The sequence below is a fragment of the Jonesia denitrificans DSM 20603 genome, assembly GCF_000024065.1.
Classification (GTDB): Bacteria; Actinomycetota; Actinomycetes; order Actinomycetales; family Cellulomonadaceae; genus Jonesia; species Jonesia denitrificans.
Genome location: NC_013174.1, coordinates 683,848 through 709,423, shown reverse-complemented (window position 1 = coordinate 709,423; position 25,576 = coordinate 683,848). Strand labels below are relative to the sequence as shown.

Here is a 25,576-nt window from a genome sequence, read left to right as displayed (position 1 = left end):
TGGGTCAGCCCAGCTCTCCGGCACACAGCTGCTCGGTGGTGAGGTCAGCTGGTGGAAGGTTCTCTTCGGTGAATCCGTATTCACCAACGAGGTCGAGGTAGGCTGCAGAGTCACCGGTGATCGTGGCGAGTTCCTCGTTGTATGCCTCCAGAAGTGCGGTGTCTTCTTTGCGGAACACGGTAGAACCAGCACCAACCTGCTCAACGCCATCAATGACTTGGACGAACGCGTCGGTTGTTTCGACTCCGACGTCGGGGTTGTTCTGTGCCATCCAGTTCAGTGAGATCGCGGTCATGGCGAAAGCGTCAGCGCGCCCGTTGGCCACAACGTCCATGCCGTCTTGTGCGTTGTCGACGTAGGTGACGTCCTCAATTCCGAGGGCGTCGGCGTAGCCAGCTTCGATTCCACCGTTAAGGACGGCGAGACGGACATCTCCGCCGGCCTCGACAACAGAGTCAAGAGTAGTCAAGCCCTGGGGGTTACCTTCGGGCACCATCAGACCAGTGGTGTACATGATCTCAGGGTCAGAGAAAGCTGCTTGTTCGCAACGGTCGGGAAGAATAGACATCCCTGCGCTGATGGCGTCATAGCGGCCTGCGTTCAATCCTGGGATCAGTGAGTTCCAGTCCACTTCGACAACCTCGACATTGTCGATTCCCATCCCTGCGAAGATTTCTTCGTGCATTGCGATGGTGGCGCCGCGCGCTTCGTCGCCTTCGACCCAAGAGTATGGGCGTTCGTCGGCGATGGCGACAGTGATGGTTCCTTCGTCTTTCAGACGATCCAAGGTTGCTTGGTCAGCGTTCGCGTCGTCGTCGGAGGAGCATGCGCTCACTGCGAGGAGTGAGGCGGCTGCGAGCACTGCTGCGACCTGTGTTCTTGTGCGTGTCATCGTGTCCTCTTTCGGTTGTGCGGGGCGAACCACGGGCTCGTTGAGCCGGCAACCCGACCCGAAATTGGTGATGGCCGCGTTCCAGACTACACAGGTCGACGACATTTGCACAGTCTTAACGTCTGACTGTCCTTGTGTATACAATGTGCGGACATGTTTGTTGGCCGCAGTATTCACACCCCACCCCTCAACGCGGCACAATGGTGTGCACAGCACCACTGCACACATCACGCTCTGACACCGGCACTGCGCGCCCGCCCAGCCACCGCATCGAAAGGACGCACATGGCACACACCACACCTCGATCGGGAGTTTCCGTTTTACGGGTACCACGCGCATCAACCGTTGACCTGATCGCCATTGAGTTACGCAAGGCGATTTTTGAGGGTGCACTGCCGGTGGGCTCGCAACTCGGTGAGGTGGAGATTTCCGCACAGCTGGGAGTTAGTCGCAGCCCTCTACGCGAGGCTGCTCAACGACTAGTGCAAGAAGGGCTACTGACGGCGACTCCTGGTCGCGGGCTTCGTGTGAGCACCATTGGACCAGAGGCGGTGGCGGATCTTTATACCGAGCGACTTGCGGTAGAGACACAAGCGATGAGGGATATTGTGCATCATGCACGGCCGCTGTCGCCGCTCCACACAGCGTTGACTTTCCTCAAAGAGGTCTCCGAAGGCGATGATGCCCGCGCAATTGGTGATGCTGATCTAGAGTTTCACCGACTTCTTGTGTCGCTCAGTGACAGCCCACGCCTGATGAAAGCAATGGAACGGCTTGTTGTGGAAACGCGTATTGCCAGTTACTCGATGCCGCAAGGTTATGTGGTACGCCGTTCGGTATCCCCCACATATGACGCACTGATGACACACCTTGAGTCTGGTCAGGTCGCTGCAGCAGTGGACGCACTTGCCACCCAGTTCACTGAGGCAATCACTCGGTTGACGGGCCGTGACAGTACCACTGACACGATTGCATCACCACTGGCTGATCCCCCACAGTCGCTCGATCCCATTGGGTTACCTGAGCAAGAGTAGGAGTGTGTGGCGCCACCACAGGCGTGACTTCTGTGTTAGGTGACGATCAACCCGATCACCCAGATCCCGCAGGCCAAGAGGGATCCACTGAGCTCCACAATGATGGTCACTCCTGTGGCTTTCAAGGCAATGACCGTTGCCGACCATGCGTGGGCATGATCATTTCCCCTCAGCCGCTCAACGACATAGACAGCAAGGACAAAGCCAAGCGGTAATCCGATGACAGGAAGAACGAAGAATCCGATCGCCCCAACGAGAAGTCCACACACAATGGTGAATCCTGGAACTGACCCGCGGGCCAGGTAGCGACCTGCCCACACATATTTCAGGACTCCGGTCAGAATAAGCGCGAGGGCAGCGATAGCGAAGATGGTCCAGGCGTGTCCACCTTCCAGCCCGGCCCAGACACCAATCGCCCCCGCAATAATCACAGGACCTGGGTAGATCTGGATCATTGATCCGATCAGTCCGATGATAAGGACGAGGGCGATCAGGAGATCTTGGGGCATAGTCACCTGGCGATTATCCCAGAGTGTGCCGTCCTGCAAAGAAGATGGCCAGTGCGATGTTGAGCACGGTGAGCCCACCAATGGTGTTAATCAACCCACGTGGAGCGTTGTCGCCTTGTTTCTTGGCACGAAATGCAAGGACCACCACAACAACGGTGACCAGCGTCTTGATGCCAATTTTCATGTGGTTCACGTCGGCGTCACTGCCCATTTCGGCGACCCCCACCATGAGGAGTCCGGTCAGCAACGCGGTCAGTGCTGCATGCGGGATGCCGCGGTAGAGCCCAGGCTTTTTCATGGTGGCGATCCAGCCACCAAGGATGATGGCCCAGGAAAGGAGGTGGAGGAAGAGAAGTGCTTGGTATACGAAGTCCATATCGTCATCGTAGGCAGGTTCGCCAAGGTGCGCTACATTGTTTCCGACACTGTGTCATGAAACTCCTCACACCCCACCCCTGCCCCAGGGCAACGCGTCAATTAACACAACGAAACATTACGTTACCGGGGTTAATTCCATGATTCGGACGATCTAGACGCCCCTTGTGTGCTCGCGTAGCGTCATCATCATGGTCCACGCCCTCAGCATCACGCACTCACGCTTGCACACCGACGCCGGTGCGCCCATGCGTACTGCGTCCACCGGCGGGATCATGCCTTTTCAGTGCTGCTGTTGTTGATCGCTTCCCCATCCGCGCGACACCAGCACCCCTGCAGCCCAGAGCAACGGCCTGGTCGTGTCGCGCAACATCAACACCACCCACGACCCCAGGGAAAATAGATGACTGCGTCCGAAACCTCCACCCACCCACCGCGCACCACCCGCGCTGCAAAACCACAAGGTCAGTGGAAAATTGATGGCAAAACCCCACTGAACGCCAACGAAGAACTTAAACAGGAAGACAACGGACTCAACGTTCGTGACCGGATAATTTCCACGTACGCCCGCGAAGGGTTCGACTCTATCCCCTCCACCGACCTACACGGTCGATTTCGCTGGTGGGGCCTGTACACACAGCGCAAACCCGGAATCGACGGGGGCCGCACCGCAACCTTGGAACCCCACGAACTCGAAGACAAATACTTCATGATGCGCGTCCGCATCGACGGCGGCGCACTGACAACCCACCAACTACGGGTGGTTGGCGATATCTCCTCTACCTATGCCCGTGACACAGCAGACATCACCGATCGGCAAAACATCCAATACCACTGGATCCAAGTCGAAGACGTCCCTGCTATCTGGGAGAAACTCGAAACCAACGGACTCAACACAATAGAGGCCTGCGGTGACGTCCCCCGCGTCATCCTTGGTTCCCCCGTCGCCGGAATCGCCCACGATGAACTCATCGACGTCACCCCGTTTATTGACGAGATCAAAGCACGCTTTATTGGTGACCCTGAGCTTGCGAACCTGCCCCGAAAGTTCAAAACCGCAATGACAGGGCACCCCAGCCAGGACGTTGTCCACGAAATCAACGACGTCTCCTTTGTGGCCGTCAACCACCCTGACTTTGGGGTTGGGTTTGATGTCTGGGTTGGTGGTGGTCTCTCCACAGTAGCCCACATGGCACAGCGCCTCGGCGCATTTGTCCGCCCTGATCAGGTTGTCGACGTATGGCATGGGGTGGCCAGCATCTTCCGCGACTACGGGTACCGCCGACTGCGGAACCGGGCCCGGTTGAAGTTCCTCATGAAAGATTGGGGACCAGAAAAATTCCGGGACGTGCTAGAAACCGAATACTTGGGATACCACCTCGATGACGGCCCAGCACCACCCCCACCCACACGCCCCGGGGACCACGTGGGTGTCCATGAACAAAAAGATGGGCGCTTTTATGTGGGAGCAGCGCCCTATGTGGGGCGCGTCTCCGGATCCACACTCATCGCGCTCGCGGATCTTGCTGAGTCCGTGGGCTCTGGTCGCATCCGGTTCACGGCACACCAGAAGCTACTCATTCTCGATGTTCCTGGCGAGCAGGTGGAGCACGTAGTGCAGCGCCTTGCAGAACTTGGGCTCAGTGCCCGCCCCTCCCCTTTCCACCGCAACACCATGGCGTGCACGGGGATTGAGTACTGCAAACTCGCGATCGTTGAAACGAAGGCAACAGCGACTGTCGCGATCAAAGAGTTGGAGCAGAAACTGAGTGATCTGTCGCATCTGCCTCCAATCCGCCTTCATGTCAATGGGTGCCCCAACTCGTGTGCCCGCATTCAGACCGCAGACATTGGTTTGAAGGGCCAGTTGGTCATGGACGAATCTGGGCAGCAGGTTCCCGGATTCCAAGTCCATGTCGGTGGTGGTTTAGCTAGTGAGACCAGGGATGAAGCAGGAACTGGGCGCACCGTACGTGGGTTGAAGGTGACTGCAGAGGAACTTCCTGGCTACGTCGAACGTGTGGTGCGCCGCTTTGACGCCAACCGCGACGAGGCGGAAACGTTCGCCCAGTGGGCCCACCGTGTTGATGAGGATGATTTACGATGAGTGCACTCCAGGAGGCGCGTGACCGCGCACGCAAGGCTGCAGAAGAACGCGAAACCCTGCGCGGACAAGCTCAAGCAAACCGTGAGGTTGATGAGACCCGCACCATCCGCACGCCAGAGGAACTTCGCCGTTTAGCTGAGGTCGGAGCCACGCAGTTGGGTGGCTCTGGGATTGGGGCAGCAGACGAAGCGACCTACAACGAAGTCCTTCAATGGGTGACGCGTGTTTTTGGTTACCGCACCGCAGTCGCATGCTCGATGGCAGATGCTGTGTTACCGCATCTTGTAGCCACCCACATTCCCTTTGTTGATGTGCTGTTCCTGGAGACTGGGTATCACTTCCCCGAAACACTGGGAACTCGCGATGCCGTTGCCACCACGATGAACGTCTCCGTGATTGATGTGACCCCAGAACTCACTGTTGCGCAGCAAGATGCAGAGCATGGTGCGAACCTGTGGCAGCGAGACCCCGCATCATGCTGTGCAATGCGGAAAGTGGAACCGATCCACCGGGCGTTAGGCCAGTACGAAGTGTGGATTACCGGGGTTCGCCGAGACGAAGCACCAACACGTGCACAAACGCCTTTGGTGACCTTTGATGACACCAACGGATTAGTCAAGGTGAATCCTCTGGCTGCGTGGTCTTTTGACGACCTCATGAACTACGCCCAGGAGCACAATGTGATCACCAACCCGTTGCTCGCTGACGGATACCCCTCGATTGGGTGCGCACCGTGCACCCGTCGCGTTCAACCAGGAGAAGACCCGCGAGCTGGCCGGTGGGCTGGGCTTGCCAAAACAGAATGTGGGCTGCACGTATGACTCTCAACCTCACCTCGCATCGACAGCTAACTCAACTTCAGGCGCTGGAATCCGAAGCGATCCACATTATTCGGGAAGTAGTTGCCGAGTTTGACCGTCCTGGCCTGCTGTTTTCTGGTGGGAAAGACTCCGTGGTCATGCTGCACCTGGCCCGTAAAGCCTTTTGGCCAGCCCCAGTCCCCTTCCCATTAATCCATGTGGACACCGGACACAATTTTCCTGAGGTACTTGAGTACCGCGATCGTATTGTCAAAAAACTCAACGCACGCCTCATTGTGCAACGGGTTCAGGACTACATTGACGATGGTCGGCTAGCGGAACGCGCCGACGGCACCCGTAATCCGTTACAAACCCAACCGCTTCTTGATGTCATCGCGGCGAACAAGTGTGATGTTGTGTTTGGTGGTGGGCGTCGTGATGAAGAAAAGGCCCGCGCCAAAGAGCGCGTGTTGTCGTTGCGTGACGAATTTGGGCAATGGGATCCGCGTAATCAGCGGCCCGAGTTGTGGCGCCTGTACAACGGGCGGCACACGGTTGGTGAGCATGTGCGTGCGTTCCCCTTGTCGAACTGGACTGAACTTGATGTGTGGCGGTACATCGAGGCAGAGAATATTGAGCTGCCGTCGTTGTACTACGCCCATGACCGTGACGTTTTTCTCCGTGATGGGATGCTCCTTGCGGTGGGTCCGTGGTCTGCTCCCCGCGGAGGTGAGGAGGTTACCCGCCGCCGGGTGCGGTACCGCACAGTTGGGGATATGTCGTGCACGGGGGCTGTGGCATCTGATGCAGCCGATGTCCGCGCCGTCATTGAGGAAGTGGCACTCACTCGTATCACTGAGCGAGGGGCAACCAGAGCTGATGACCGGCTGTCTGAGGCAGCAATGGAAGACCGGAAGAAAGAGGGGTACTTCTAATGAGTACACTGCTGCGTTTAGCGACCGCCGGGTCGGTTGATGATGGCAAATCCACGTTGGTGGGTCGCTTGTTGTATGACTCCAAATCCGTGTTAGTTGACCAGTTGGAGTCGGTCGAGCGGGTTTCACGTGACCGCGGGTTAGAGCATGCCGACCTCGCACTGCTCACCGATGGGCTTCGTGCTGAACGGGAGCAGGGCATCACCATTGATGTTGCTTACCGTTACTTCGCTACCGCGAAACGCACGTTCATCCTCGCCGACTGCCCTGGCCACGTCCAGTACACGCGTAATACCGTGACTGGTGCGTCCACCGCGCACGTTGTGGTGTTGCTTCTCGATGCGCGGAAGGGGTTAGTCGAACAAACCCGCCGCCACCTTGCAGTGGCGTCATTGTTGCGGGTCCCCCATGTGGTGGTGGCAGTGAACAAAATTGACTTGGTGGGGTACTCCCAAGACCGGTATGACGAACTTGATGCAGAGGTTCGGGCGGTGGCCGCAGAACTGGGAGTGGAAGGGATTTCCACAATCCCCGTCTCAGCGCTGGTCGGTGACAACATTGTGGACCGTTCGGTGCATACACCGTGGTACGAGGGTCCGTCCTTGCTGGAACTGCTCGAGGAACTACCAGGCGACCCAACACCTGAGGAAGGCTCCTTCCGTTTCCCGGTGCAAACAGTGATCCGCCCCCAAGGTGCGGCTGCACCACAGTTCGTTGACTACCGTGGGTATGCAGGACAAGTGGCTCAAGGTGTTGTCCGGGTTGGTGATGCGGTGACGGTCCTCCCCTCTGGTGCCACCTCAACAATTATCGGGATTGACACCTTTGATGGCCCACTGGAGGAAGCGTTCGCGCCACAATCAGTGACCTTGCGTCTTTCTCATGACCTCGATGTCACCCGCGGCGATCTTCTTTCCTCCTCCCATGATGCCCCCAACCCGACGCGCACAATTCATGGCACCCTCGCCTGGCTTGCTGAACGTCCCGCTGTGCCGGGGGCCCGAGTGTTGATCAAGCACACCACCCATGTGGTTCAAGGAGTGCTGCGTGACATCCACTCACGCCTCAACCTTGACACCGCCCACCATGAACCTGCAGACTCACTCACCCTCAATGACATTGGCCATGTCACACTCCGGGTGGCTGCTGATCTTGCTGTGGAAGATTATTTGGACTCGCGCCACATTGGCTCTTTCCTCGTTATTGATCCAGCAAGCGGATACACCCTTGCCGCAGGAATGGTAGGTGACGCACTCGAAGCAAAAATTGATCCCGCCTCCCGTCCGTCTCAATACTCTATCTAGATTGCTCCTTGCGAGGTCATCGTGTCTGACGTTCTTCCTCTTGGTGTGCGACTCACCGGGCGCCCCGTCCTTGTTGTGGGCGGCGGCGCGGTCGCTGCACGCCGGGCCCGGATGCTGCATCGTAGTGGTGCCCGTGTCACAGTGATCTCCCCACAGTTGTGCCCAGACATGGAAGAACTCATCGCAACGTCCCAGTACGCGGCCGATCAAGCGCACGGATACCGCGTTGTGGTTCATCACCGCACCTACCGCGACGGTGATGTCCACGGCATGTGGCTGGTTGCCACGGCAACCAGCCACCGTGAGGTTGATGATGCGGTAGCACAGGCAGCAGAAGACAACCGTGTGTTCTGCCTCAAAGGTGGTGACCCCCACTCCGCTACCGCCTGGGCTCCTGCGCTCACCACCCACGGTGACTCCACAATCGCGGTGCTCTCCCAAGGACACTCCCCCAACCCACGACGGTCAATCCGCTTACGCGACAAGATCGCCGCGTTTCTCACCACACACCCAGAGGAACCGCGACTCGCTAGGGGGCGCATCGGCACACCACAACAGCAACCCACCCACACGCCCCCTGTTGGTCACGTCACACTCGTAGGTGGTGGGCCAGGGGCCCTCGGCCTTCTGACTATTGCTGGCAAACAAGCCATCGAACATGCTGATGTTCTTGTCATGGATCGTCTCGCACCTCAAGAAGCACGCCGCTATGCACCGGCGCACGCAGAGATCATTGATGTCGGGAAAACCGGTGGTCGCCACCCGGTGTCCCAAGCAGAAATCCACGACATCCTCATCGATCGGGCAACTGCAGGGCTGCACGTTGTTCGACTCAAAGGAGGCGACCCCTACGTCTTTGGGCGGGGCGGAGAAGAATACGAGGCGTGCACCAGGCACAACATTCCTGTCACCGTGCTCCCCGGTGTGACATCGGCTGTCTCCGTACCCGCCGCAGCCGGAATTCCTGTCACCCATCGTGGAGTGTCACGAGGTTTCACTGTGCTCACTGGACACTGCGACCTTGACAAAGCACCCCTGGCACAGGACCACACCGTGGTTTTGCTCATGGGGGTGTCCCGGTTGGAAGAACTCACCGCGCAACTCATCGCCCAAGGCAACTCAGCCAACACACCCTGCGCCATCATTGAAGACGGATACGGGCCACGGCAGCGCACGACCACGGGAACCTTGGCGTCCATCGCACAAACAGCCCGGCAAGTAGGGGTGCAATCCCCCGCGATCACCGTTGTTGGTGACGTCGCTGCGTTCGCTCACTCACCGTTCAGTGCTGCTCTGCCTGGCAGTATCGGTCAACAATCACCTGCGCGACACGAGGGTCATGCCCAAGCGGGGCTGACACAGTAACCCCCAGTGGATCTGCCACCTTATGGAGCCGATCATCAAAGAAGCCCGGTGCCAGCAAGTAATTCGCCACCGCATCTGTAGTTGGCGTGATCACCTCACCAACGCGCGGCGATGCTGCTGAACAATACCCGGGGGTCACTGCCCCCTGCCAACGCTGTGACACCAAATCAACCATCGCTTCGACATCAGCGCTGGCCCGCGCGTCAGAAGACCCAGCTGCAGCAAACACCACATCACCACGGTCAACACCCCCCTGTCGTAGCCGATCCACCACCAGGTCAGCCAATAACGGGTGCGGCCCAAGTGCCGGTGTCGCTACCGCCTGTGACCGTGGACCTGTTGCCTCATTGCGCGCGGCAACCGCCTGCGCAATGTCATGATGCACGTGGTACCCCGCCGACAACAGCACCGGAACCACAATGACATCCCGATGATGAGGCACCTCAAGGATGACGGTATCAATTTGGGGGAACTGCACATCGACATAGGTCTCGATCACCTCAACGTCAGGGAGGAGAACTCTGACCTGGTCAAGGACGCTCGACACCACACGCTGGCCGGTCGGATTATCAGTTCCATGGGAGCACGCAAGCAGCACGGGACGTAACATCATGGTCCTATCGTGCCCTCTTCCAGCCATTGCTCGGCATGAACACCCGCCATGCGGGTCAAAGTTAACACCGTTGTCACAGACGCACTCACAAAAGCCGGCGTGCAGCCGCCCACCTGGTCAACTCATGGCGAGACGACAACTGGAGCTTGCGCAACACCGCTGAGACGTGAGACTCCACAGTCTTCACCGAAATGAACAACTCCGACGCCACCTCACGGTAGGCATACCCCCGTGCAATCAAACGCATCACTTCTTGTTCCCGGGCGCTGAGACGATCAAGCTCATCATCTGTGGTCGCAATGTCAGCGTGTTGGGTTCCAAACGCATCCAACACGAAGCCTGCTAGTCGCGGCGAAAAAACTGCGTCACCATCCCGAACCCGCACCATCGCATCAGCAAGTTCGTCAGGGGCGATATTTTTTGTCACGTACCCGCGAGCGCCGGCCCGAATGACTGCGACCACATCTTCTGCTGCGTCAGAGACAGAGAGTGCAAGAAATTTTGTGTCCCCGTTGAGGGCGTGGCAGCGGGTGAGGATTTCAGCCCCGCCACCGCCTGCGCCACCGGGGAGGTGAACATCGAGGAGGACAACGTCGGGGGTGGTGTCATGAAGGACAGTGATTGCATTGTCGACGTCACCTGCTTCCGCGACCACGTCAAAGCGTGGTGGCAGGGAGGCGCGCACTCCGGCTCGGAACATGGCGTGATCGTCGATGATGGCGATGCGGATAGGGATGCTCATGATGCCTCCGGGGATTGAGCGGATTGTGGTGAGGGACGGGTGGGAGTTCGGGGGACGGTGATGCGTAGTTCTGTTCCGCCCGCTGCGCGACGTTTGTATTGTGCGGTTCCACCCCTGCGTTCGACCCGGCCAATGATTGATTCTCGCACCCCAAAACGATCGTGAGGGATTGCGTCGATGTCGAAGCCATCGCCGCGGTCGGTGACAGACCCGTCCATGGTGTGGTCAGAGATCTCCAGGTACACGCTGACGGGGGGACGCCCGTGGCGGACAGCGTTTTTGACCCCTTCTCCGAGTGCTTGCAGCATGGCGTGGGAGGTGTCATCTGGTGGGGTGTCCCCCACGATGACAACATCAATGGTGACAGGTTCGTGTCCGCCTAGTGCCGCTGTCATATCATTTTCGATGGTGGCGATCAGGGCACGGGCGTCTTCCTGTACTGAGGTTCCTTCTTGGGGAGTGTCTTCGTACAACCATTGGCGTAGTTCGCGTTCTTGGTTCCGTGCCAGCCGGGTGACTTCGCCTGGTTGGTGGGCGCTGCGTTGGATCAGGGCAAGGGTTTGGAGGACTGAGTCGTGCAGGTGGGCGGCGATGTCGGCACGTTCACGTGCTCGTGCTGAACTGGCGCGTTCATCGGCCAAGTCACGCATGAGGCGCAGCCACCATGGGGCTAATACCAGTCCAGCCCCAACAAGAACAGCCACGGCGGACACGAGAGCGGGCATGAGCATGGTCCCACCACGTTCTTGGCCAAGGAGCAGCACGACCCCCACAACCACAAGAGCTATCCCACCGGTGATGCGCATAATCGATGTGGGGGTTCGTCCACCGACGTGTTTGGCGAGTTGCCCTCGTTGGGTTTCGTTGAGTTGTCCCCAGGCAAGAAATAACCCAATCACTGTGACGACAACGGCAAGAACCACTCCCCAGGGGAGATGAACACCGGCTCGATCTGCAATGAGAAGAGCGGCGGTGGTGACAAGTACTGCACCGATGGCGACATCTTTGATGGGGATCGCAGCCCACCACGGTGGGCTTGGTGCTTCCATTGTGGTCAGCGGGGGAACTGCCCGTGAGGTGGGAGAGTGTTCCCGTGCTGTGGCCCATGGGTCACCTGGCGGGACGGTCATCCATAGGAATAAGTACAGGACTGCCCCGAGCCCTCCCATGAGGCTCGTCACGATCATGACAAGCCTGATGACCCGCACGTCCACACCCAGGTGGGCTGACAGTGCGGCACACACACCAGCGATACGCCTGCCACGTCGCGGGCGCAACAGTGGGAGTCGGTCAGGGGCCGCGGGCACCGCAGCGGATGGCATACTCACACGAGCATCGTCACACATCGGTTCGTTGGTTCGCCACGACCCTGGCGGAAAGTCAGGGTAGAGATCAGGGGAACTCCTGATGGCCCCACCACGTCAACAGCGCGAGGATAGAACCATGACCAGTCCACAACCTACGCCCCCTGTTGGTGGGCAACAGTTTTTTGACTCTATCCGAGGCTCCGGATTCTCGCGTGCCCCATCGCGCTGGATTGGTGGTGTCGCAAGTGGGTTAGCGTCACGGCTCCGTGTTGATCCGCTCATCATTCGAGGCGCTTTTCTTATTGCTGGGATCGTTGTCACCGGTATCACTCTCTTGGTGTATGCGGTGGCGTGGCTTCTTCTTCCTGAGCAGCGCGATGGGCGCATCCATCTCGAACAAGCGTTCCGGGGGGTGTTTGATGGGGCACTGGTCGGTATCGGGGTGATGGTTGTTCTTGGGTTGGGAAGTATTGACAATTTCTTTGTCTTTGGAAACAACACCAGCCCAGTTGCTGCTGTCTTCTGGATTGTTGCTTCGATCGCTGTTGCCATCGGCATCTACTACCTTGTGCAACAGTCGGGGCCGTCCTCGCCGACAGCTTCACACCCCGCACCGGGCACAGCTCCTGCTCAGGGGTACTCAACCACCTCCTTCACGCAGGCTCACCCCACCCCGGCTGACCAGAGCACCACGCAAGTGATCCCGGCGCAATCACCGGAGCCAACCGATGCGGTTCATGATCACAGTGGCACACCTGTTTCTGACGCTGCCCCCGGCTCAGCCACACCGTGGTCAGCGCCTGCATCCCAGACCGGTACAACCAGTGGGTGGACGCCGCCACCAGTGCACAACTCCAGCAATCCCACTGGAGGAAGCCAATTTGCGCTCCTGCTTGGACTCGTCTTTCTCGTCGCTGCAGGGTTCTTGGTTGCTGATACCAGTGGCATGCTCGTTGACGATCTCAGTCTCGTTGCTCTGGTCTCCGCGATTGCCTTAGTTCTTGGTGGTCTCGCTGTTGTGGTCAACGGAATCCGCGGCTACAGCTCAGGGTCTTCCGGGTTCTTTGCGATTGTTGCACTCATTGTGACGCTCAGCGCAACCAGCGCCACTGCAAGCGGAATCAGCATCACCCGTGATAACTGGCGAGTGCTGGGAGACAGCACCTACACACCGACATCGCTCTCGCAGGTGACTGATGGCTTCGCGTTCGGTGTTGGAGACACCACGCTGGATCTCACTGAACTTGAAGAGCCTCCACGTGATGACCAACCAGTCACCATCGCCGTCAGTGGCGGGATCGGGGACATCACGATAGTTGTCCCCTCCGATGTTGCTGTGACCGCAAACCAAGGGGTGGGAATTGGAGAAACAAGGAAAGAGGGGGCCAATACCTCATCGAGCACCGGGGGAATTGGAGTAGGCATTGTTACTTATGAAAACTCACGTGCTGAAGCGGGCGAGGACCCAGTTTTTGACCTCGACATCACCATGGGAATCGGCAGCATCACCATCACAGAGGAGATCTCATGACCAGCAACGATCCAGGCACCTCAGCACAAAACTCACAGCCCACAACTCGTCGCGTACGCTTGACCACCATCGTGTGGGGCATCCTTCTGATCGCTGTCGGAGGTGGCGCGATCGCAGTGGCACTCGGCGCCCACATTGATGCACAACTGGGGCTTATTGCACTGCTCGGATTGACCGGGGTGTTGCTTGTGGGCGTCTCCCTAGTGCGTACCTTACGGTCACGTCCACAGCACGACCCACCCCCGTCAATCCACCCCCACTAGTCCTCGTTCTTCACCTGGAGCCGATCCTTCGGGGACCCCCACTGAACCGCACCTGTGATCGGGCGCGGTTCAGTGCTCTGTTCGGGCGATGCGCTCGTTGCATCGGCGCGGTCTGGGTCATGACTGGTGGGAGTGTTCTGACCGTCCTCGTTCATTGGCTCGAGTTTGGGGGCGTCTGCGGCCACAGGACCCTGTGCAGGTTCGCTGTGTGTGCGTTCCCCAGATGGTGATGTGTCAGCAGGGATACCCTGCGCTGGTGGTTCGCCCACAACCGGGATGGCGCTTGAAATGGATGGTGTCCCATCAGCTGGGTAGGACCGTTGCTGTGACAGCGCACGATCGGAGCGGCTCATGCGCAACGGGGCAGGTGTCTGCGTGGTTGCCGGTGGAGAAATGGGCTCGGGTGCGTCAGTGGCCTGTGACGCGGGGGGAGCGTCCACTGTCTGTGGCGGTGCAGGAATCCACTCATCGTCATCGGTCGAGTCGTTCACCCCCGGTGAGGTGGCACGAGGAGCGCCACCTGGTGCCCCAGCCATACCAAGTGTTTCGTGATTGTGACCGCTGGTGCCCTCAGCCACCGGCGCATCCTGGGTGTCTTGCTCTTCGCCCCCCACCACGGTGCTGTCGGTTGCTGGTGGTGCTCCAAACTCACCGCGAGCTTCTCGACCCCGATGGTCCTGGACATGGATGGGGCCTGCAGAATCAGTGTCAATGACCACAGGGGGGCCGCCAGCTGACCGGCGTAACGCCCACCCCACCAGGATGAAGAGCACCCCTGATGCTGTCACGAACGCTGACAACCCAAACGCAACAACTGATGTGAACAGTGATGCGCGAAGAAACGATGCATTCATGACCACCGCGCGCGTGGGATCGCCCTGCTCCAGTTCAGCGTATGTGCGCCCATCACTCGCGTCGAGTGCATGGTCGCGGATAACCTCAGCTTGAGCAAACGCGGTGAATGGGTCAGCGACGCGCGCCCCAGATAAAAAGGGGGCGTCATCCGCAACGGTGATGCGTTCGCTTCCCAGCTGCTGTGACACCACCACCCACGCCCCCACACCAACAACAGCCATCACGACGCCACTGATGATCGCTATCAACCCAATGACCCCAACAGATGTTGTTGGTCGCACTGTGATCCGTGAACCCATGATTTCTCCTTCATTGTGGGGACTTCTGCCTGCGAATCTACCGTCCGGCACCCCCCGTCGCCACCACAACGCACCTACGGCGTAGCGTCCCACACCCACATCACACACAAAGATGGCCCCACCCGTTTGGGTGGGGCCATCTCCTGTCACGCGCTTTCGCCTCGCCACGCGGGGCGAAAAGTGTTACGCGCTTGCGGTTGGCTTGGGTGCAGTTTCAGTGACAACGTTGGGGCCACTGGACAGCTTGACCAGCGCGAATCCAACGATCGCGAAGAGAACACCAGTTCCCATCACGAGCACTGAGACACCGAAGGAGACAACGGAGGTGAAGAGGGAAGCCCGGAGGAAGGAACCGTTCATTACTGTGGTGCGTTGCTGGCTGATCTCGGCGAGTTCTGCTGCGGCAGCGTCGTACTCAGCGTCACCTTCACCGAGGCCCTGGCCAGCAAGTTCTTCCACCTTGGCGGATGCTTCACGTTGCAGGTCACCCAGTTCGGCGTAGGTCAAACCGTTGGAACCAGCAAGTGCGTGCTTGTCGATGATCTCAGCCTGAGCAAATGCGGTGAACGGGCCGGCAACTTGCTTGCCGGCGAAGTTGTCAGCGTCGCCTGCGACGGTGATGTTTTCTTCTTTGAGGTAGGAACCAACAAGGCCGTAAGCCACCCCACCGGCGACGAGCATGACGAGCCCGAGTACGAGAGTGATGATGCCGAGAATTTTCACGGACTTGAACTGGTTGACGGTCACGGTGGTGGACATGGGATGCCCTCACTTTCAAGAGTTGTTGTGCGGTGTCTAAGAACCAACACCTCATTTATATCGGTCAGGTCCGTGGTTAATCTGGGCACTAGTACCTAAGTTGCTGACGAATATTCGCCAAACATTTTCTATGCAAGCACGAAACATGGGGCTGTGCATCCGGTATATGCGGATGTACAGCCCCATTTTTCTAGGATTACTCCCACTCAATCGTCCCTGGCGGCTTCGAAGTGACATCGAGCACCACTCTGTTCACGTCCCTGACTTCATTGGTGATCCTCGTGGAAATCACCGACAACACGTCATAGGGAAGCCGGGACCAATCCGCCGTCATGGCATCTTCAGAGGACACCGGCCGCAACACAATTGGGTGTCCATACGTGCGACCGTCACCCTGAACTCCCACCGAACGCACATCGGCAAGAAGAACAACAGGACACTGCCAAATCTCACGATCCAAACCGGCACGGGTTAGTTCCTCCCGAGCGATCGCATCAGCTTGACGCAAGATCGCCAACCGCTCAGCCGTCACCTCACCAATGATGCGAATCCCCAACCCGGGGCCCGGGAACGGCTGACGCCACACAATCTCATCCGGGACCCCCAGTTCCACACCCACCGCACGAACCTCATCTTTAAACAACGTCCGCAACGGTTCAATCAACTGGAATTGCAAGTCATCAGGCAAGCCACCCACATTGTGGTGCGACTTAATGTTTGCGGCGCCCTCACCGCCACCGGACTCCACCACATCCGGGTACAACGTTCCTTGCACGAGCCACTTGACGTCACCGTCCTTGTCGCCAGCGTCAGCAACAATCTCGCGTGCTGCACCCTCAAAAGCGCGGATAAACTCACGACCAATAATCTTGCGCTTCGTTTCCGGGTCTGTGACCCCAGCCAACGCGTTGAGGAACTGTTCACGTGCGTCAATGACTTTCAAGTGCACACCCGTGGACTGAACAAAGTCGACTTCAACCTGCTCAGCTTCTCCCTCACGTAGCAACCCATGATCAACAAACACACAGGTCAACTGATCCCCAATAGCACGTTGCACAAGGGCGGCAGCAACAGAGGAATCCACCCCACCAGACAGCCCACAAATCACCTGATCTGAACCTACTTGTTCCCGGATCAACTCCATTTGAGCGGCGACAACGTTGTCTGCCGTCCAGGTCGGCGCAAGTCCAGCACCGTGGTACAAAAAGTTCTCCAGCGCGGCTTGCCCTCCCTGGGAATGCTTCACTTCAGGGTGCCACTGCATACCAAAAAGTTTGCGGTCAGCGTCTTCAAACGCCGCCACCGGCGAACCAGGCGAGGTTGCTAACACGACGAAACCGTCCGGCGCGTCATGGACTGCGTCACCGTGAGACATCCACGTCATCTGCGACTGGGCGGAACCTGCAAGTAAAACGCCCGCCTCGCACACATCGACCGCAGTCCCGCCGTACTCACGGACCCCGGTGTGGGCTACCCGCCCACCAAGAGCAGCAGCCATGGCTTGGAAACCATAGCAAATCCCCATCACCGGAACACCCTGATCAAACAACGCCGGATCAACGCTTGGCGCACCGGGTGCATACACACTTGATGGGCCACCGGACAAAATAATGGCAGCAGGCTTCTTCGCCATCATTGCCTCAACGGGCATGGTGTGGGGAACGATCTCGGAGTACACCTTCGCTTCGCGCACACGCCGAGCGATCAGTTGCGCGTACTGGGCACCGAAATCAACAACAAGGACAGGATGTTCAGTGGAGCCTGGAGTCTGGGTCACTCCCCTATGGTACTGGGAGCCCACACCAACTCAGCAACGGTATCCACCATCTGCCCACCCTGCGTCTTGTTCAAACACGTTGCGACACGGATCCGTGCCCGCAGCAACATAGGCAAACACCATCGTTGTGCCATAACGAAACCACTGAGCAACGTGACGAGCTTCATGGGTAACCAGCGCCGGATCCGCCAGCACCGCATCCTGAGATTGCGCGGTGACAAACGTGTCCCCCCACGTCGTCCCGCCGCGCTCCGCGTAGACCCCGTGATACGGAGAACACACCCACAGCGCAGCAACCGGAAAGTGGTCACCACTGGGGTCCAACAACGACCCAGGCCGATGTGACACATCGACACGCGTGCAGGTCGCCCCTTCTTGTGTGACCTGATCACGGATTGCCGCCCCAACCGCGAGCGCCTGCGCAACACGCAACGCACGGCACCGGGGACCGCTGGACGCAGTGAGACCAAACTGCAGATGTGCCTCGATCCCTGGCCGCATGGGGGCCGGGGGTGCTGTGGCACACGGCGTAGCTGGCAACGCTGTGGAGGCTGGAGCATCGACGTCATGGGCCACTGCTAATCCAGCCGTCGCCGATGGCACGAGAGCGAAAACAAGGAACACTACACTGGCGCACAAAACAGTAACCGACCGACCGCTGCGTCCTGCCGACGTGACACGCACCTGGGTCAGGCTACTCCTCGTGCCAGGTCACGCGCTGCTGCCAGCCGAGCGTGAGCGTCAACAGTGACCCGGCGCTCAACCACAAACGACATGACTGGAACCACGCCGCCTAGGATCATGGTGATGAGTCGCGTGAAGTCCCAACGCATTTTGACCCACATGTCGACCACTGTGATGAGATAGACCACATAAATCCACCCGTGCGCGAACGGGATCCATGCAATGTACGGCTTCAGATGAGTGGCCTGGAACGCATAAATGATGAGCATTTCCACGGTGAGCAAGAGCAACATCACGCCGGTCACGTAGGCCATCACCTGGTAGCGGCGAAGAGCTGACGCCGCACGATCAATGATGCGGTTTTGGCGTTCACCCTGTGTCTGCGCATCCGTCATGGCGTTCGTTACCATCCTCAGGTGTAAAAACAACTACCCACATGTCAGGGGCACACTCTAATGTACACAACTGTGTGGACCCTGACTGACAAGACTCCCCCAGCCTCAACCCTCACCTCACCGACCCGGTACCTGGTGTGGCTTGCCGGGCAACAACGGCGCATTATCGCGATCTCCATGGTGTGCGGCATGATCAGCTTTCTCACCCAAGCGGTCACCCCATTTGCTGGCGGTCGTGCGATCGATGCAGGACTGGACAACGGGCTCACCTCAACCTTGATGATGTGGGCTGGGGTCATGCTCGCCGCGGCACTCATTCAAGTGATCTTTGGTGCGATCGGTCACCGCCATGACACCTACTCGTGGATCCGTGCTGCGCTGACCACCTCACGCCTTCTTGGGCATACCGTTGCCACCACGGGCGATGCCATCCGAGATGAACTCCCCACCGGTGAAGTTGTCGCATCTGTTGCCACAGATGCCCACCGTATTGGCGATCTGTACTTCCAACTTGCCCGGTTCTTTGGGTCGTTAGCCACCTATGTTGTTGTCACCATCATCATGCTTGCCACCTCCCCCACGCTGGGAATCATCATTGCAATTGGCCTGCCCGCAGTAGCTCTGATCCTCACCTTCCTTGTCCGTCCGTTGCAGCGCCGACAAGACAATCAACGAGAAGCCACGGGACGTCTCACCTCCCTTGGATCCGACACCGTCTCAGGTCTGCGAATCTTGCGCGGAATTGGTGGTGAACGCGTCTTTACTCGCCAATATCACGAGCAGTCCCAACGGGTCCGAACTGCCGGCAACAAGGTTGCGCATCTGCAATCCCTCATGGACGGGCTGCAAGTTCTCCTTCCCGGCGGGTTCGTCATCATCATCTTGTGGGTCGGCGCTCTCGAAGCACTCGCTGGACGCATTACGCCCGGCCAACTTGTCACCTTCTACGGATACGCCGCGTTCCTGACATGGCCGATGCAAAACCTCATCATGACCGTTCAAGTGGCTATTCGGACCCATGTGGCTGCATCAAAAGTGCTCCGCGTCCTGCGTGTCACCAACACGGTGACTGACACCGGTACCCGAACCCAAGTGCCTGATGATGCAATCCTCATCGATCACACCACCGGGATCCAGCTCCCTGCTGCCACCTGCGCTGCACTGGTGTGCGAAGACCCTGACGTGAGTGCCACCGTACTCCGCCGCATGGCACGACTCCATGACACGCTGGAAGTTCACACCCCGGTCTCCCTGGATCACGTGCCCCTCACCGAGTACACCAAAGACGCATTACGCACGGCCATCACCGTGTCCGAATCCACCCCCCACATCTTCTCCGGGACCCTGCGTGAAGCCCTCACTGGTCGAATGACCCGACCGGACGACGAGATCATGCACGCCATCGACCTCACTGCCTGCCACGATGTACTCGAATCCGTTCCCGACGGCCTCGACTCCCCCTTGCCAGAAAAAGGCCGGAGCTTATCCGGCGGTCAACGACAACGTGTTGCCCTAGCCCGGGCCTTACTCACCCAGTCTCCCCGTCTCCTGCTCATCGACCCGACCTCAGCAGTGGACGCACACACTGAAGCACGAATCTCAGCGCACATCGCCGCCGAACGTGCCGGGAAAGCCACACTCATCGCCACGACCAGCCCCCTCATGTTGGAACACATGGACATCATCCATGTGCTCGACGCACACGGCACGCTTCTGGGGTCTGGAACACACCACGACTTACTCACCGGCGACACACCCCAAGCCCGCACCTACCGCGCCACGACAACGCGCACCCTGACCGACGAGGACACCACCCATGTCACACACTGAAACCTCGCCTTTCCTCCCAGTCGCCACCGGACCCCAAGTCCGCGAATACGCCACTGGTATGGTGCGCCGCAACTCCCGGACGCTCACACTCGTCATTGTCCTCCAAACCCTGGGCGCAATCGCAGGTCTCGCTGGCCCTGCTGTTGTGGGACAGCTCGTGGACGCACTCACTGCCGGCACAACCGCCACGTACATCACCACAATGGTTGCGCTGCTGGCCGGTGCGCTTCTCACCCAAGCAGTCCTTGTCCGATTCGCACGACTTCACGCCATGGTTCTCGGGGAAAAAGCCTTCGCTGAACTACGTGAAGATTTCCTTTCCACCGTGACCTCCCTTCCCCTGTCTATCGTGGAGCGGTCCGGGACCGGTGACCTCGTGTCGCGGACCACCCACGACATCAACCGCGTCCAACACACCGTGCGGTTCGGTGTCCCCCAAATCCTGGTGTCAACGGCCACTGTCCTCATGACACTCATCGCCACGATCGCGGTGTCGCCCCCCGTGGCACTTGCTGTCTTCGCCGGAAGCCCCCTGCTCATCGGCGTGGCACGCTGGTACCTGCGTCGTGCCGCTCCCCGTTACCTCGCCGAATCAGCAAGTTACGCTCGCACCTACGCAGACATCACCGAAACAGTCGACGGTGCTCACACCGTCGAAACACTAAATCTCGCCAGCCAGCGGGTTGCCCTCCTCGAGCAGGACATCACGAACTCGATCGCTGCCGAACGCCGGACCGTGAACCTGCGCACCGTGTTGATCCCTGGGATGGATTTTGCTTTCGCGCTCGCCCCTATCACCGTGTTGATCTGGGGGGCGGTCATGGTCTCTGGCGGTCACGCTACAGTTGGTGCGGTCACGACCGTACTCCTTTATGCCATCCAAATGATTGGCCCCATCTGGGATCTTGTGTTCTGGCTTGACGAAACGCAGGTAGCTGCCACCTCCATGGCCCGCATTATCGGTGTGCACCACATTGCCCAAGACCGCACCGCAACCGGTGCGCACCCCAGTCACGAGGTCATCAACGCCCACAACGTCACTTACGCCTACCGTGAAGGACACAACGTCCTCCACTCGGTGTCCCTTGCCCTGACACCCGGGGAACGCCTGGCAGTTGTCGGCCCGTCCGGGGCCGGGAAATCCACCCTGGGGCGCATGCTCGCTGGTATTCACCCACCCACGGCAGGCACCGTCACAGTAGGAGATGTCCCGTTGGTCGATCTCACTGTCAACGACCTACGCACTCATGTTGCATTGGTCACCCAAGAACACCACGTGTTCGTCGGAACCCTCGCACACAACATCACACTGGCGGATCCCCACGCCACCCACCATGATGCTCGCCAGGCTCTCGACGCAGTAGGAGCATTGTCGTGGGTTGACGAACTCCCAGAAGGACTCGACACCGAAGTAGGTTCAGGGGGACACCCACTCAGTCCTGCTCAGGCTCAGCAAATCGCGTTAGCGCGACTCATCATCTTGGACCCCCACACCCTCATCCTGGACGAAGCGACCAGTTTGCTCGACCCGCGTGCAGCGCGCGACCTCGAACGATCCATGGCCTCAGTCCTGACCGGGCGCACGGTCATCGCTATCGCCCACCGGCTCCATACCGCACACGACGCTGACCGTGTCGCTGTTGTTGACGGTGGCAAAATCACCGAACTAGGTTCACATGACGAACTTGTTGCACGCCAGGGGTCCTACGCGAACCTGTGGCATTCTTGGCAACAGGACTCCGTCACCTCACCACCCACGTCGCCACGCACATGACACCCTCGTCATGTGCGTGGTGGTGCATTGTTGTCAATGCCGACCCCTGTGTCGTGGGCTTGCGCGTTCAACTGGGCAAACGGGTTCTGGGACACCGACACCGCCTGGTCCTTCACCGCATCAACAACCAGGCGTGACCACAACGCAACGGCAAACAGTCCAAACACCCACCACTGCAACGCATAGAAGAAGTTCTGCACGTTCACACCGTCACCCCCCTCAATCGTGGGTCGGGGCAACAATGTCAGAGCATCAGACTGCTCCGGATCACTGTCAATCACGACCAGATACCCGCCGTAACCCGGGGCATCCCACGCGTTAGCGAGAGCGGCAGTCGACAGCGACGAGACCACAACACCAGCCGAATCTGAAGGCAAAGTTGACTCACTTGCTTGCAACCACCCTTCGACGGTGACCTCCCCTGCTGGTGGAACCACCACATCAGCCCACTGGTCAGTGAGCCACCCGTCATCCCCGACAGCATCCTTGGGCAACCACCCTCGAACAACAGCCAGGAAAGGTGGCTGTGACAAGTGGGCCCACGACGCTCCAGCGGAACCATCATCAGTCACACGCAGCGCATCGACGAGTAACACACCCTCGCCCTGGCCAATGGTGCGCCCTGACACCACACGCGTAGTCTCAGGCACAAACTCACCGGTCACCACCGCACGCTGGCCCACCAAGTTGCCAGGAAACGTTGTTTGCGGGGTGAGGACTTCGCCGAGAAACGGTGGCTGCTCAGCCTCCGCCTCAGCTTGTTCCTGAACCCTGCTTAACTCAGCGCGCTCAAACGCACGATCCAACTGCCACACGCCCAAGCGGGCGCAGAGCGCCGCCACAGCAAGGAACACGACCAAGAGCGCAAGATACCTGGGCGCACAGGCTTGCCGGACAAATGCACGCAGGGTCACCGGTTCGCTATCACGTGAAGAAGTTGCCACCCCACCAGCCTAACGTTCACCCCACCCAGGAATAGCGCCAACCAAGGCTATACCAAAACAGATGTGCCACAAACCAGGCCAGATGGACCCCAGGTGACCGATATCACCGCCCGAATAATCCCGCTCACCCAGTTTTATCCGAGCCGTGGTCCTTAAGGCCCAGTCTTTTACGGCGTAATGTACGAAAAGATGAGTGCGACGCCGTGGTCCATAAGCAGCGGCATCGTCGCACGACGTTGCCTCAGCTTTTGGTGTCACAAGCGACATGACATGATGAGGATGAAAGCCTCACCACATCACCCACGCGCCGTCACAGAACACCCGTTGACACCACACCACGGCACGACAACCCGGATCGTGCACAAGCCACGGAGGCGGAAAAGTGAGCAGCAAAGCCCGCAGCGTCTACATCTCCTCACCCGAAGGAGAAACCGGTAAATCAACAATCGCCCTCGGCGTCGTTGATCTCCTCAGCCGGCAAGTACAACGCGTCGGGGTGTTCCGCCCCATCACCCGCAACGGAGCAAACTCACGCGACGAAGTCGGCGAACGCGACTACGTTCTCGAGCTCCTCCTCGCCCACGATGGCGTCGACCTCTCCTACGATCAATGCACCGGCGCAACCTACGCCGAAGTCCACCACGACCCCGAAGCAGCTCTCGCCAACATCGTGGCCCGATACCGCGAGATGGAACGCAACTGCGACGCTGTGGTCATTGTTGGATCCGACTACACTGACGTTGCCGGCCCCACTGAGCTTGCCTTCAACGCCCGGATCGCAGCGAACCTGGGCGCCCCCGTCCTCCTCGTCCTGTCCGGAAACGGTCGGTCCCCAGAAGGAATCCGCCAACTCTTCGACGTCTCCGTCTCAGAGTTGAGCGCCAACTACGCCTCCGTCATGGGGACAATCGTCAACCGCTGCCTCACCGGCTCCATCCCCGCCGTGCAACAAGTCTTCGCCGATGTGACCGTCCCCACCTGGACAGTCCCGGAAGAGCCTTTCCTCACCGCACCCACCGTCCAACAACTCATGCGCGCGGTAGGTGGTGAACTTGTTAACGGTGACGACGAACTCCTGGGACGTGAAGTCCTCGACGTCCTCGTTGGAGCGATGACCTTCGACCACCTCCTCGAAAAGCTCGTCGACGGCGCCGTGGTCATCACCCCCGGTGACCGAGTCGATGTGCTTCTCGGACTGCTTGTAGCGCAAACCGCAAAGTCGTTTCCATCACTTGCAGGTATCATCCTCAACGGCGGGTTCTACCCCCCGGAAAACGTCTCACGCCTCCTCGACGACATCAACCCCTCCGTACCCATCATTCACACCTCACTGGGAACCTTCCGCACCGCTTCAGCCGCCGCATCTGTCCGCGGACGCCTGTCCAAAGAAGCGCAACGCAAAGTCGACACAGCCCTTGCCCTGTTCGAACAAAACATTGACTCCCAGGCGATCCTGGCTGCACTCGAAGTGCAACGACCAGAAGCCGTCACCCCCCTCATGTTCGAATACGATCTTCTTGCCCGGGCGCGGGAAGACAAAAAACACATTGTTCTCCCCGAAGGAACTGACGACCGTATCCTGCGCGCCGCATCCACACTGTTGCAACGTCAAGTCGCTGACCTGACCATCCTTGGTGACGAACCACTGATCCGAGCACGCGCCACCGAACTGGGCCTCGATATCTCAGATGCCCAAATCATCAACCCCAAATCCGGTGAGATGCATGAACGGTTCGCGCAAGAATACGCCCAACTCCGCGCCCACAAAGGCGTCACCGTTGACCGCGCCCGGGAAATCGTCTCCTCTGTGTCCTACTTCGGAACCATGATGGTGCAACTCGGGCTCGCAGACGGAATGGTGTCCGGTGCCGCACACACCACAGCACACACCATCCGCCCCGCCTTCGAAATCATCAAAACAGTTCCTGACGTATCCGTGGTCTCCTCCGTGTTCTTCATGTGCCTCGAAGACCGTGTCCTCGTCTACGGTGACTGCGCAGTCAACCCTGACCCCACAGCGGAACAACTCGCCGACATCGCGATCTCCTCCGCGCAAACAGCAGCACAGTTTGGGGTCTCCCCCCGCATTGCCATGCTCTCCTACTCAACAGGAGACTCCGGCACTGGTGTGGACGTCGACAAGGTCCGCGCAGCCACCGAAATTGTTCGCGAACGCCGCCCTGACCTCGAAGTTGAAGGCCCCATTCAGTACGACGCCGCAGTTGACGCCTCAGTTGCTGCCTCCAAACTGCCTGACTCTGCGGTCGCTGGGCGTGCAACCGTGTTCATCTTCCCCGACCTCAACACTGGGAACAACACGTACAAAGCAGTCCAACGCTCAGCCGGTGCTGTGGCTGTCGGCCCAGTTCTTCAGGGGCTACGTAAACCTGTCAACGACTTGTCGCGCGGCGCACTAGTCCAAGACATCGTCAACACCGTCGCGATCACCGCAATCCAAGCACAAAACCAGCCCGCCTCGTGA

23 protein-coding genes are annotated in these 25,576 nt (G+C 59.0%); 11 read left to right on the top strand and 12 right to left on the bottom strand.

The genetic code is table 11. The annotated features are described in order from the left end of the window. Positions 1-4: 4 nt before the first annotated feature. Positions 5-892: a transporter substrate-binding domain-containing protein gene (locus JDEN_RS03340; RefSeq protein ID WP_041288117.1), complete on the bottom strand. Its 888-nt coding sequence runs from the start codon at positions 890-892 to the stop codon at positions 5-7. A 284-nt stretch (positions 893-1,176) separates the two neighbouring features. On the opposite strand from JDEN_RS03340, the gene JDEN_RS03335 reads away from it, so the two are divergent. Beyond that, positions 1,177-1,926, top strand: a complete 750-nt coding sequence (locus tag JDEN_RS03335) for a GntR family transcriptional regulator (RefSeq protein ID WP_015770957.1) — start codon at positions 1,177-1,179, stop codon at positions 1,924-1,926. 35 nt (positions 1,927-1,961) lie between these two features. Here the strand turns inward: JDEN_RS03335 and JDEN_RS03330 are convergent, their stop codons facing one another. Then, a complete protein-coding gene (locus JDEN_RS03330; protein ID WP_015770956.1) occupies positions 1,962-2,435 on the bottom strand; it encodes a DUF456 domain-containing protein in 474 nt (157 codons plus the stop codon). Positions 2,436-2,448: 13 nt separating this feature from the next. After that, positions 2,449-2,811 (bottom strand): hypothetical protein, encoded by a 363-nt coding sequence (locus tag JDEN_RS03325; protein WP_015770955.1) that lies wholly within the window; start codon positions 2,809-2,811, stop codon positions 2,449-2,451. Positions 2,812-3,213: 402 nt separating this feature from the next. On the opposite strand from JDEN_RS03325, the gene JDEN_RS03320 reads away from it, so the two are divergent. The 5 genes from JDEN_RS03320 to cobA are packed head-to-tail and all read left to right on the top strand — an operon-like array spanning position 3,214 to position 9,321. After that, positions 3,214-4,917: a nitrite/sulfite reductase gene (locus tag JDEN_RS03320; RefSeq protein WP_015770954.1), complete on the top strand. Its 1,704-nt coding sequence runs from the start codon at positions 3,214-3,216 to the stop codon at positions 4,915-4,917. Beyond that, a complete protein-coding gene (locus tag JDEN_RS03315; protein WP_015770953.1) occupies positions 4,914-5,738 on the top strand; it encodes a phosphoadenylyl-sulfate reductase in 825 nt (274 codons plus the stop codon). Before JDEN_RS03320 ends, JDEN_RS03315 begins: the two co-directional genes overlap by 4 nt. After that, positions 5,735-6,652 (top strand): sulfate adenylyltransferase subunit CysD, encoded by a 918-nt coding sequence (cysD, locus tag JDEN_RS03310; protein WP_015770952.1) that lies wholly within the window; start codon positions 5,735-5,737, stop codon positions 6,650-6,652. Before JDEN_RS03315 ends, cysD begins: the two co-directional genes overlap by 4 nt. Continuing rightward, positions 6,652-7,956, top strand: a complete 1,305-nt coding sequence (locus tag JDEN_RS03305) for a sulfate adenylyltransferase subunit 1 (protein ID WP_015770951.1) — start codon at positions 6,652-6,654, stop codon at positions 7,954-7,956. Before cysD ends, JDEN_RS03305 begins: the two co-directional genes overlap by 1 nt. Before the next feature lie 21 nt (positions 7,957-7,977). Next, positions 7,978-9,321: a uroporphyrinogen-III C-methyltransferase gene (cobA, locus tag JDEN_RS03300; RefSeq protein ID WP_015770950.1), complete on the top strand. Its 1,344-nt coding sequence runs from the start codon at positions 7,978-7,980 to the stop codon at positions 9,319-9,321. Here cobA and JDEN_RS13360 read toward each other — a convergent pair. From JDEN_RS13360 to JDEN_RS03285, 3 genes are all read right to left on the bottom strand, one after another. Then, positions 9,239-9,934 (bottom strand): sirohydrochlorin chelatase, encoded by a 696-nt coding sequence (locus JDEN_RS13360; RefSeq protein WP_226926608.1) that lies wholly within the window; start codon positions 9,932-9,934, stop codon positions 9,239-9,241. The two genes, cobA and JDEN_RS13360, sit on opposite strands and share 83 nt — an antisense overlap. Positions 9,935-10,019: 85 nt before the next feature. Beyond that, a complete protein-coding gene (locus JDEN_RS03290; protein WP_015770948.1) occupies positions 10,020-10,676 on the bottom strand; it encodes a response regulator in 657 nt (218 codons plus the stop codon). Beyond that, positions 10,673-11,998 carry an ATP-binding protein gene (locus JDEN_RS03285; protein ID WP_041287797.1) on the bottom strand — a complete coding sequence of 442 codons (1,326 nt, stop codon included), beginning with the start codon at positions 11,996-11,998 and terminating at the stop codon, positions 10,673-10,675. Before JDEN_RS03285 ends, JDEN_RS03290 begins: the two co-directional genes overlap by 4 nt. A gap of 121 nt (positions 11,999-12,119) precedes the next feature. Here JDEN_RS03285 and JDEN_RS03280 point away from each other — a divergent pair, with 121 nt between their 5' ends. Together JDEN_RS03280 and JDEN_RS03275 are read left to right on the top strand one after the other, a co-directional pair. After that, positions 12,120-13,514: a PspC domain-containing protein gene (locus JDEN_RS03280; protein WP_015770946.1), complete on the top strand. Its 1,395-nt coding sequence runs from the start codon at positions 12,120-12,122 to the stop codon at positions 13,512-13,514. Then, positions 13,511-13,777: a hypothetical protein gene (locus tag JDEN_RS03275; protein ID WP_015770945.1), complete on the top strand. Its 267-nt coding sequence runs from the start codon at positions 13,511-13,513 to the stop codon at positions 13,775-13,777. The genes JDEN_RS03280 and JDEN_RS03275 overlap by 4 nt, the downstream gene beginning before the upstream one ends. Here the strand turns inward: JDEN_RS03275 and JDEN_RS13940 are convergent. The 5 genes from JDEN_RS13940 to JDEN_RS03250 form a co-directional block, all read right to left on the bottom strand. Then, positions 13,774-14,931, bottom strand: a complete 1,158-nt coding sequence (locus tag JDEN_RS13940) for a hypothetical protein (RefSeq protein ID WP_174564709.1) — start codon at positions 14,929-14,931, stop codon at positions 13,774-13,776. The genes JDEN_RS03275 and JDEN_RS13940 overlap by 4 nt on opposite strands. Positions 14,932-15,114: 183 nt before the next feature. After that, positions 15,115-15,690 (bottom strand): hypothetical protein, encoded by a 576-nt coding sequence (locus tag JDEN_RS03265; RefSeq protein WP_015770943.1) that lies wholly within the window; start codon positions 15,688-15,690, stop codon positions 15,115-15,117. Between the two features lie 196 nt (positions 15,691-15,886). Continuing rightward, a complete protein-coding gene (gene guaA, locus JDEN_RS03260; protein ID WP_041287796.1) occupies positions 15,887-17,467 on the bottom strand; it encodes a glutamine-hydrolyzing GMP synthase in 1,581 nt (526 codons plus the stop codon). 30 nt (positions 17,468-17,497) lie between these two features. After that, on the bottom strand, positions 17,498-18,151 hold the full coding sequence (locus JDEN_RS03255; RefSeq protein WP_015770941.1) for a hypothetical protein: 654 nt from the start codon (positions 18,149-18,151) through the stop codon (positions 17,498-17,500). 5 nt (positions 18,152-18,156) lie between these two features. Next, entirely contained in the window at positions 18,157-18,561 is a 405-nt protein-coding gene (locus JDEN_RS03250) for a DUF3817 domain-containing protein (protein ID WP_226926609.1), read from the bottom strand. Positions 18,562-18,606: 45 nt separating this feature from the next. On the opposite strand from JDEN_RS03250, the gene JDEN_RS03245 reads away from it, so the two are divergent. Both JDEN_RS03245 and JDEN_RS03240 read left to right on the top strand, forming a co-directional pair. Beyond that, positions 18,607-20,376 carry an ABC transporter ATP-binding protein gene (locus JDEN_RS03245; protein ID WP_015770939.1) on the top strand — a complete coding sequence of 590 codons (1,770 nt, stop codon included), beginning with the start codon at positions 18,607-18,609 and terminating at the stop codon, positions 20,374-20,376. Continuing rightward, entirely contained in the window at positions 20,363-22,150 is a 1,788-nt protein-coding gene (locus tag JDEN_RS03240; protein ID WP_015770938.1) for an ABC transporter ATP-binding protein, read from the top strand. The genes JDEN_RS03245 and JDEN_RS03240 overlap by 14 nt, the downstream gene beginning before the upstream one ends. Before the next feature lie 8 nt (positions 22,151-22,158). On the opposite strand, the gene JDEN_RS03235 is transcribed toward JDEN_RS03240, so the two are convergent. Then, complete coding sequence (locus JDEN_RS03235) at positions 22,159-23,094, bottom strand: SURF1 family protein (RefSeq protein ID WP_015770937.1); 936 nt, start codon at positions 23,092-23,094, stop codon at positions 22,159-22,161. A 382-nt stretch (positions 23,095-23,476) separates the two neighbouring features. Here JDEN_RS03235 and pta point away from each other — a divergent pair, with 382 nt between their 5' ends. Next, positions 23,477-25,576 carry a phosphate acetyltransferase gene (gene pta, locus JDEN_RS03230; protein ID WP_015770935.1) on the top strand — a complete coding sequence of 700 codons (2,100 nt, stop codon included), beginning with the start codon at positions 23,477-23,479 and terminating at the stop codon, positions 25,574-25,576.